The 9457-nt window shown below is 67.3% G+C and carries 7 protein-coding genes and 1 pseudogene; 6 read left to right on the top strand and 2 right to left on the bottom strand.

Translation table 11 applies throughout. The features are described 5' to 3' along the window. The first annotated feature begins 1 nt into the window (after nt 1). Nucleotides 2-1933 carry a DNA mismatch repair endonuclease MutL gene (mutL, locus tag DBR12_RS00330; RefSeq protein ID WP_369861255.1) on the top strand — a complete coding sequence of 644 codons (1932 nt, stop codon included), beginning with the start codon at nt 2-4 and terminating at the stop codon, nt 1931-1933. A 176-nt stretch (nt 1934-2109) separates the two neighbouring features. Here mutL and DBR12_RS00325 read toward each other — a convergent pair whose 3' ends face one another. Continuing rightward, on the bottom strand, nt 2110-3273 hold the full coding sequence (locus tag DBR12_RS00325) for a glycerophosphodiester phosphodiesterase (RefSeq protein WP_108615425.1): 1164 nt from the start codon (nt 3271-3273) through the stop codon (nt 2110-2112). 297 nt (nt 3274-3570) lie between these two features. Between DBR12_RS00325 and DBR12_RS00320 the strand changes: the two genes are divergently transcribed. Further along, nucleotides 3571-4404, top strand: a complete 834-nt coding sequence (locus DBR12_RS00320) for an alpha/beta hydrolase (RefSeq protein WP_108615424.1) — start codon at nt 3571-3573, stop codon at nt 4402-4404. Nucleotides 4405-4449: 45 nt separating this feature from the next. On the opposite strand, the gene DBR12_RS00315 is transcribed toward DBR12_RS00320, so the two are convergent. Next, entirely contained in the window at nt 4450-5793 is a 1344-nt protein-coding gene (locus DBR12_RS00315) for a serine hydrolase (protein WP_233244227.1), read from the bottom strand. 199 nt (nt 5794-5992) lie between these two features. Here DBR12_RS00315 and DBR12_RS00310 point away from each other — a divergent pair, with 199 nt between their 5' ends. The 4 genes and pseudogenes from DBR12_RS00310 to DBR12_RS00295 form a co-directional block, all read left to right on the top strand. Next, nucleotides 5993-7237, top strand: a complete 1245-nt coding sequence (locus tag DBR12_RS00310) for a multidrug effflux MFS transporter (protein ID WP_108615423.1) — start codon at nt 5993-5995, stop codon at nt 7235-7237. After that, nucleotides 7230-8237, top strand: a complete 1008-nt coding sequence (gene miaA, locus DBR12_RS00305; RefSeq protein WP_369861254.1) for a tRNA (adenosine(37)-N6)-dimethylallyltransferase MiaA — start codon at nt 7230-7232, stop codon at nt 8235-8237. Before DBR12_RS00310 ends, miaA begins: the two co-directional genes overlap by 8 nt. Then, nucleotides 8234-8884 (top strand): ABC transporter ATP-binding protein, encoded by a 651-nt coding sequence (locus DBR12_RS00300; RefSeq protein ID WP_108615422.1) that lies wholly within the window; start codon nt 8234-8236, stop codon nt 8882-8884. The genes miaA and DBR12_RS00300 overlap by 4 nt, the downstream gene beginning before the upstream one ends. 22 nt (nt 8885-8906) lie before the next feature. After that, nucleotides 8907-9457, top strand: a pseudogene (locus DBR12_RS00295) (ABC transporter permease); the annotation flags it as partial.

Genomic DNA, 9457 nt, shown 5'->3' with positions numbered 1-9457 from the left:
GATCGCCGCCGGTGAGGTGGTGGAGCGCCCCGCCTCGGTGGTGCGCGAGCTGGTGGACAACGCACTGGACGCCGGGGCCACGCAGATCACCCTGCGCCTGTCGGCCGGGGGCGTGCGGCTGATTACCGTGGAAGACGACGGCGGCGGCATCCCGCAAGAAGAACTGCCCGTGGCCCTGCGCCGCCATGCCACCAGCAAGATCACCAACCTGGACGACCTGGAAACCGTGGCCACCATGGGCTTTCGGGGCGAGGCGCTGGCGGCCATTGCCTCGGTGTCCGAAATGTCGCTGCTCTCGCGCCCTGCACACCAAGCCAGCGCCTTCTTGCTCGACGCCCGCAGCGGTGAGCTGCGCCCCGCCGCCCGCAGCACCGGCACCACGGTGGAGGTGAAGGAGCTGTTCTTCTCCACCCCCGCGCGCCGCAAGTTCCTGAAGACTGACGCCACCGAACTGGCGCACTGCATCGAATCCGTGCGCCGCCACGCGCTGGCCCGGCCCGACGTGGGCTTTGCCATCTGGCACGAAGGCAAGCTGGTGGAGCAATGGCGCGCCACCTTCGTGCCCGGGCAGGAGGATGCACAAGACGCGCTGGCCCGCCGCCTGTCGGACGTGCTGGGCGAAGACTTCGTCACCCAATCGGTGGCCGTGCAGCACCGCGTGGGCCCAGTTACCGTCACCGGCCGCGCAGGCCTGCCCGACGCGGCCCGCTCGCGCCCCGACCACCAATATTGCTACGTGAACGGCCGCTTCGTGCGCGACAAGGTGCTCACCCACGCCGCGCGCAGCGCCTACGAAGACGTGCTGCACGGCCACAAGCAGCCTATCTATGCGCTGTATGTCGAAATCGACCCGGCGCGCGTGGACGTGAACGTGCACCCCACCAAGATCGAGGTGCGCTTTCGCGACAGCCGCGAAGTGCACCAGGCCGTGCGCCACGCGGTAGAAAACGCGCTGGCCGCACCCCGTGCCGCCGCGCTGGCGGCAGCCAACACGGCCACCCCAGCGCCTGCGGCTGAAAATTTCGATAAAAACCAGCCCCTACCGCCTGCCTGGCAAGCCCAGGCTGCTATCAAATTTGAAGAACGTGGCCACCGCGTGCAAGACCTGCAGGCGCTGTGGGCGCCCAGCAGTAGTGCCAGCAGCAACGGCAGCGGTCCCGGCCACGGAGCCCCCGCAGCATCGCCCGCCAGCCTGGGGGGCCTGTGGGCAACCTCCGCCCAGCCCTCCCAACCTACCGAGCCCCAGACAGCGCCCGACGGCCCGCCGACCGCCCCCGAAGCCGCTGAAACCTTCGCCACACCCGACACCACCGCCTGGCCCACCGGCCGCGACAGCACCACCGCCCACTGGCCCCTGGGCCGCGCCGTGGCACAGCTGCACGGCGTCTACATCCTGGCCGAAAACGCCCAGGGCATGGTCATCGTGGACATGCACGCCGCCCACGAACGCATCGTGTACGAACGCCTCAAAGCCCAGGTGGATACCGGCGCCCGCATTGCCAGCCAGCCCCTGCTGATCCCCGCCACCTTCGCCGCCACGCCGCAAGAGGTGGCCACCGCCGAAGAGTCCATCGAAGTGCTGGCCACACTGGGCCTGGAGATCGTGCCCTTCTCCCCCAAAACCCTGGCCGTGCGCGCCGTGCCCACCACCCTGGCCCAGGGCGATCCCGTGGAACTGGCCCGCAGCGTGCTGGCCGAGCTGGCCCAGCACGACGCCACCACCGTGGTGCAACGCGCCCGCAACGAAATTCTGGGCACCATGGCCTGCCACGGCGCCGTGCGCGCCAACCGCAAGCTCACCATCGACGAGATGAACGCGCTGCTGCGGCAGATGGAGACGACGGACCGCAGCGACCAGTGCAACCACGGACGGCCGACATGGCGGCAGCTCAGCATGAAGGAGCTGGACGGGCTGTTCCTGCGGGGGCGGTAAGGCAACCGTAGGCACAAAAAATCGGCCTCGCGGGCCGATGAACTACCTTCCAATCAAGCCCGAGGGCTGCCGCAACCGGCGCGCCCTCAGGCCAGTGCACCCGAGGAACCGGCTTTGCCGGGCCACACCGGGTGCGTCCCCCTCCGGGGGATGGCGCGCAGCGCCTCAGGGGGACTTCAATTGTCCCGTGCTGCCTTCGCCGTATCCGGGAAGTCGCTGAACACCCCATCCACACCCAGGTTGTAGAACAGCTTGTACTCGGCCTTGGGGTCGCCCTTGTAATCCGATGCCAGGCGCCGGGCCTCGCTGCGGAAGGTGTAGGGGTGCACCATCAGGCCTTCGGCGTGGGCGTTTTTCACCACGTCGGTGGCGGGCATCATCACGCGGTCGCGGTCGTCGATCTTGCCGTCGCCGTTCAGGTCGTCGGGCTTGCCGTCCTTGTTGGCATCCACCTGCTTGGAGGGGATGAGATACGGCTTCCAGGGACCAATGCCGTCAGCGTAGGTCTTGACTTCCTTGAGGCCTGCGGGGGTGAGCAGGCTGGCAAAGGTGCGCTTATCACCGGCCACGGCAAAGTCGTACGGCTTGTCGTAGGGCGCCACCAGCGACATGGTGCCATCCGGGTTCACGTCGTCCGCGTCCACCAGTTGCACCAGGCGGATTTGCGTCTTGGTGCGCAGGTATTTGAGGTTGGACACTTCAAACGACTGCACGATGACGGGCGAGGTCTTGCTGGTGTAGCCGTACTTGGCCAGCACAGCCAGCAACCGGTCTTCCAGCTGCAGGCCCAGGTTGACGTGGTAGGTGGGGTGCTTGGTTTCAGGGTATACACCCACCGTGCGGCCAGCCTTGGTGCCTTCGCTCTTGGCCAGGTCCAGCACTTCTTCCAGCGTGGGGATCTGGTACTTGCCGTTGTGCGACTGGTCGCGCTCGGCCATGGGCTGGATGGCGCGCAGGGTCTTGATTTCGGCCAGGGTGAAGTCCGAGGCGAACCAGCCTTCGTCTTCCACGCCGTCCACCATCTTCTTGGTCTTGCGGCTGGCAAATTCAGCGCGGGTGGAGACATCGGTGGTGCCGGTGATGTTGGGCTCGTGGCGGGCAATCAGCACGCCGTCCTTGGTCGCCACCAGGTCGGGTTCGATGAAGTCGGCACCCAGCTCCACCGCACGCTTGTAGCTCTCCAGCGTGTGCTCGGGCAGGTAGCCGCTGGCGCCACGGTGGCCAATCACCAGGGGCTTGTCGCCGTTCAATGTGGGGTAGGGGCTGTTGTCGCTGCCGCCGCAGGCTGCCAGCATGGCCGCCACGGCCAGAAGTCCCCACTTTGCACCAGGAATGTGCATTTTTTTCTCCTCGTTATGTATGAAACCATCGAACTCTGGGCCCACCTTGTGACAAGGTTGTGACGCCCTTCTTGCGAACCGGTGACGGTTTTATGCCGCCCACCAGATGCACCAACATGTGGCAATTCAAGTGCCACAATCACCATCATTGTGCAGAGACATCTGCGTGAAAGCATCACTTTTGAACATCATTCGATGCTGCAGCGCGGCATTACCTGCTTTTTAGAGACAGGGGGTACAAGCTGTGCATGAAGGAAGAACAGAACTTTCCGGCATCGCGCCGATCATGTCCTCTTCATGAAACGCACCCCTGTCCTGATCTCCCTGGCGCTGGCCCTCGCCGTCCTGGCGGGCTGCGCCACCCTCGACGCCAAGCAGCGGGAGTGGATTTTCCAGCCCAGCGACCGCAGCTGGGGCGGCGCCCCCTCCACCAAGGGCATGGAGGATGTCTGGATCGACTTCCAGTCTGACGCCAGCGGCAAGGCCGAGCGCCTGCACGGCCTGTGGCTGCCCCACGAGCGCAAGGATGCCCCGGTGCTTCTGTACCTGCATGGCGCGCGCTGGAACGTGGCGGGCTCATCCAACCGCATCCGGCGCATGCAGGAGCTGGGGTTCTCGGTGCTGGCCATCGACTACCGGGGGTTTGGCCGCAGCAGCCCAGGCCTGCCGTCTGAAGCCACCGCCGCCGAGGATGCCCGCGCCGCATGGGCCTGGCTTGAACAGCACAAGCCGAACAAACCCCGCTATATCTTTGGCCATTCGCTTGGCGGCGCCATTGCCATTGACCTGGCGCGCCAGGTGCAGGACGAGCAGGGCACCATTGTCGAAGGCACCTTCACCAGCATCCCCGAGGTGGTGAGCACGTTCAAATGGGGCTGGCTGCCAGTGTCGGGCCTGATCACCCAGCGGTTTGAATCTGTGCGCAAGGTGGCAGAGATCGGCTCGCCCCTGCTGGTGGTGCATGGCAGCGAGGACCGCCTGATCCCGCCCCGCCTGGGCCGCAAGCTGTACGAGGCGGCAGCGGAGCCCAAGCGCTTTGTGCTGGTGGAGGGCGGATCGCACCACAACACCAACGCCGTGGGCCATGGCCTCTACCGAGAAGCCATGGTGGCGTTGTTCAAGCTGAAGTAAGCGCCCGGGCCAAAGCCCAGGCGCTGCAACCTCAACGCAGACACCTCAGCGCCGCACCGCCTGCGCCAGCGCTGCCCATGCCTTGAGCGTGAGCGGGTGGGTGAAGGCTGCGCCCGCCACAGGGTGCGACGAGAGCTTGATCACCACCATCTCGGCAGCCGGGTTCACGTGGATGAACTGGCCGTGGATGCCTGCAGCCTCCCAGGCGCCGTCGGCGTTGTGCAGCACCCACCACTGGTTGCGGTAGCTGTAGCCGGGGCGGAACGCCATGCCGCCCATCTTGAACTTCTCGCGGTCGCCGCCCTTGGCGGTGTCGTCGATCACGGCCCTGTCAAAAATCTTCTGGCCGTTGTAGCTGCCGCCCAGGCGCAGCATTTCGCCAAACCGCGCCAGGTCGCGCGCGGTGGCATTGAGCCCCGCGCCCTGCAGCGGCGTGCCCACGCTGTCCACCATCACATGGGCGTCTTCCTCCGTGCCCAGCTTCTGCCAGATGTTGTCACTCATCAGATCGGCCCAGTGTTTGCCGGTGGCGCGCGAAACGACCCAGCCCAGCACCTCGGAATGCACGGTGCGGTACACAAAACCTGCGCCGTGTTCGCCCTCTTTCTTCAGGGTCTTGAGGAAGTCATACACATGGGTCGGCCCCTGGTAACCCGGCGGGCGCGGCAGCATGCCGCTGGACCAGCTGTAGCCAAAAATCTCGGTAGTAGGGTCGGTGTAGACCTCACGGAAGCGCACGGCACCCGTCATGTCCATCACCTCACGCACCTTCATGTCGCCCCAGGCCGAGTCGGCCAGCTCAGGCACATATTTGGTGACCAGCGCATTGGGGTCGATCTTGCCCTCGTGTGCCAGCTGTGCGGCCATCAGGCCGGTGAACGACTTGGTGACCGAGAACAGCAGGTGCGGCGTGTGCGGCTTCATCTGGTTGTCGTAGCGCTCGAACACCACGCGGCCTTTGTGCATCACGACCAGCGCATCGGTATAGGTGCGGGTGAGCCACTGGTCCACCGTGATCGGCTGGCCCTTGTCGTCGTCAAACACCACACCGCCCAGAGGCTTGGGGTCTGCGGGCAGGGGCGATGGTGCTGCGCCGCCCCGGCGAATGTTGCGCGTGGGCTGCAGCTCGCGCAAGTGCTGCAACGCCCAGCGCATCTGCGGGTATTTGAAGGAATTGCTCAAGTCCACGCGCTGCGCACCCTCGGGCGGGAAGGTGCTCATGTAGCCCAGTTTGTCGAGTGTCACGCTCTCCGGCGCAGGCAGGGCCGGAGCCTGGGCCTGGGCGGCCAGGGCAGTGCCCAGGGCGGCCAGCGCCAGCGCGCTGCGCAGCCTGGTGGCCACGGCAGGGCGCCAGCCCTGGGGCTCCCGGGGGGTTGTGATCTTGTGCATGGGATGTTGTCTCCTGGTTCGTTGTGTTGTGTGTTGTTGTGCGGCGGCCTGGGCCCGGCCAGCCGCACCAGCATGGTGCTGCGCCGCCGGCCCCGCCCCCTGTCACCCGCGCGACGCAGGTCACACACCAGTTCTCACCACTACTCACAAGCCCCGCCCGGCACGGCGCCCATGCCCCATCTGGTACCCTCAGACAGATATGTCTGCCCCCTCCGCCACCGCTGTGCCTGCGGCCCACGCCCCCGTCTCGATCCATCCCGGCCTGGCCATTCTGGTGCTGGCCCTGCTGCTGTCCATCCAGCCCGTCACCACCGACCTGTACCTGCCCGCCCTGCCCGCGCTCACACGCAGTCTGGGCGCCCCCCTATCGGCAGCGCAGCTCACCCTGAGCGGTCTGCTCCTGGCGTTTGGCTGCTCGCAAATGGTGTGGGGCCCGCTGTCCGACCGGTTTGGCCGCCGCCCCGTGCTGCTGGCGGGCCTGTCCATCTACACCGTGGCCTCGGTGGGCAGCGCGCTGGCACCCAGCATGGCCCTGCTCATCCTGTGGCGCATTGCCCAGGGCGCCGCCATGGGCGCGGTGGTGATGTGCGCACGCGCCATCGTGCGTGACCTGTATACGCCGCTGGAGGGCGCACGCGCCATGTCCAAGGCACTCACGGGTCTGGGCGTCGTGGCCTGCATCTGCGCGCCTTTGGGCGGGCTGCTGAGCGAATGGCTGGGCTGGCGCGCCGCGCTTTCTGCATTGACGGTGTACGCGGTCATCACCCTGGCCCTGGTGGCCCTGCGCATGCCCGAGACGCTGGCAAAACCCAACCCCCAGGCCCTGCAGCCGCGTGCACTGGCCAGCACCTGGCTAAATGTGCTGAAGAGCCCCACCTTCTGGGCGTTTTCGCTGCAGACCACGGCCACCTACGGCGGTCTGTTCACCTTTCTGGCGGCGTCATCGTTTGTGTACATCGACGTGCTGGGCCTCACACGCACGCAGTACGGCTGGACCATGGCCTCGGCCTGCGCGGCCTACCTGGGCGGCACCTTCTTGTGCCGCCGCCTGCTGGCCCGCCATGGGCTGCAGCGCACGGTGGCCATTGCCGGGGGCCTGAGCGTGGCGGGCGGCACGCTGATGGCGCTGGTGGCCTGGATGGGCTGGCACCACCCGTGGGCCCTGCTGCTGCCGTTTTACCTGTTCATGGTGGGCCATGGCATCCACCAGCCCTGCGGACAAAGCGGGGCCGTGGGGCCGTTTCCGCAGGCGGCGGGCGTGGCGTCGGCCCTCAACGGTTTCATGATGATGCTGGCAGCCTTTGCAATTGGCGGCTGGCTGGGCCAGCGGCTTGACGGCACGGTATGGCCGCTGGTCAACGGCATCTGGTTCTGGTCGGTGGTGCTGGCCATCATCTCGTGGACGCTGGTGCAAAAATTTGGAGCCGCCCGTGACCGTGCCTGAGACCCAAGATGGCCTGCCCGTGATCGCCCTGGCGGGCCCCACCGCATCCGGCAAGACTGCTGGCGCCCTGGCCCTGGCCGCCGTGCTGGGCAAGCAGGGGCAGCCGGTCGAGATCATCAGCGTGGATTCGGCCCTGGTGTACCAGGGCATGGACATTGGCACCGCCAAGCCCACGACCGAAGAACGCGCCTTTGTCCCGCACCACCTCATCGACATCCGCGACCCGCTGCAGGCCTACAGCGCCGCCGAGTTTGTGCAGGACGCGACCCGGCTCATCGCCGAGATACGCGCCCGTGGCGCACTGCCGCTGCTGGTGGGCGGCACCATGCTGTACTTCAAGGCGCTGTTCGACGGCATTGACGACATGCCCGCCGCCGACCCCGAGGTGCGCGCAAAAATCGAAGCCCAAGCCGCCGAGCAGGGCTGGCCCGCGCTGCACGCCGAGCTGGCGCGCGTGGACCCCGTCACCGCAGCGCGCCTGGCGCCCGGCGACAGCCAGCGCATCCAGCGCGCACTGGAGGTGTGGCATGTGTCGGGTCAACCTCTGTCGAGCTTCCATACTACAAAAAAGATAGCTGAAAATGCTTTACCAACGCGCGGAAACGCCCTTTTTTCTTTAGAACCCGGCGACCGCGCCTGGCTGCACGCACGCATCGCCCAGCGTTTTGACGCCATGCTGGCAGGCGGCTTCATCGACGAAGTTCAGGCGCTGCGCGCACGCGGCGACCTGCACCCCGATTTGCCCTCCATGCGCTGCGTGGGTTACCGCCAGGTGTGGGACGAGCTGGACTTCATCGCCGCGCAAGCGCCCGGCCGCGCCATCAACATGGGCCTGCTGCGCGAACGCGGCATCGCCGCCACGCGCCAGCTGGCCAAGCGCCAGATCACCTGGCTGCGCAGCATGCCGCAGCGCCACGCGATTGCCTGCGACCACCCCCACGCCGTGGCCGAGCTGGTGCAAGCCGTGCTGCAGCGGCTGGCACAGCGCACCCCTTCATGACCTTGCTGCACGTAGACGGCCTGGGCAAGCACTACGGCAGCACGCCGGTGTTTTCCAACGTGCACTTCAGCGTGGCGCCGGGCGAGTTTGTGGCCATCGTGGGCGACTCGGGCGTGGGCAAATCCACCCTGCTCAACTGCCTGGCGGGCCTGGACACCTGGGACACCGGCCACATCACCCACGGCACTACCGACCTCGGTCAGCTCGACGACACACAGCGCGCGCTGTGGCGGCGCGCCCATGTAGGCTTTGTGTTCCAGGCCTTCCACGTGCTGCCGCACCTGGACGTGGCGCAAAACGTGGCCCTGCCGCTGATGCTGCTGGGGCAAACCGAGACCGAACGCGTACAGCACATGCTGGCCGCCGTGGGCCTGGACGGCTTGGGCGTGCGGCTGCCGCAGCAGCTCAGCGGCGGCCAACTGCAGCGCGTGGCCATCGCCCGCGCGCTGGTGCACCGCCCCGCCCTGCTGCTGGCCGACGAGCCCACCGGCAACCTCGACCCCTCCACCGCCACCCGCGTGATGGACCTGCTGCTCGCGCAGACACGCGAGCACGGCGCATCGCTGGTGCTGGTCACGCATTCAGACGCTGCGGCGGCACGGGCGGATAGGGTGCTGCGGCTCACGGCGGGTGGCATCGCCGGATAGCCCGAACTCCCCTTTGCAGCCCATGCACGCCCTGCTGCGCACCTTCTCCTGGCAAGACCTGCGCCACCACCCCTGGCGCAGCGCCGCAGCCGTGGCGGCAGTGATGCTGGGCGTGGCGCTGGCGTTTGCGGTGCATGTGATCAATGCATCGGCACTGGACGAGTTCTCGCAGGCCGTGCGCGCCGTCAACGGCCAGCCCGACCTGGAGTTGCGCGCCATGCAGGGCCACCTGCCCGAGGCGTTTTACGAAAGACTGGCGACCGACCCACAGGTGGCGCGCGCCAGCCCGCTGCTGGAGCTTTCGGCTGTTGCACAGGCGGCGGACGCCAGCGCTGCAGCCAACCCGGCCCGCACCCCGCTGCGCGTGCTGGGTGCCGACGCCCTGCTGCTGCCCCCCATGGCCCCCGCGCTCATGCCGCGCCCGTGGGATGGTGCCGACCGCTTTGCCCTGTTCGCCCCCGCCACCGTGTTCCTCAACACCGCCGCGCTGCAGGCTTTGGGCCTGCCCACCAGCGGCCTGCAAAGTGGCAGCCCGTCGCCCACCGTGCTGCTGATCACCGGCCTGCAGCAGCG

It is taken from the genome of Acidovorax sp. HMWF029 (genome assembly GCF_003060895.1).
In the GTDB taxonomy this organism is placed as follows: Bacteria; Pseudomonadota; Gammaproteobacteria; order Burkholderiales; family Burkholderiaceae_C; genus Acidovorax.
The sequence above is the reverse complement of the archived record's forward strand: the minus strand, read 5'-3'. Positions and strand labels throughout refer to the sequence as shown.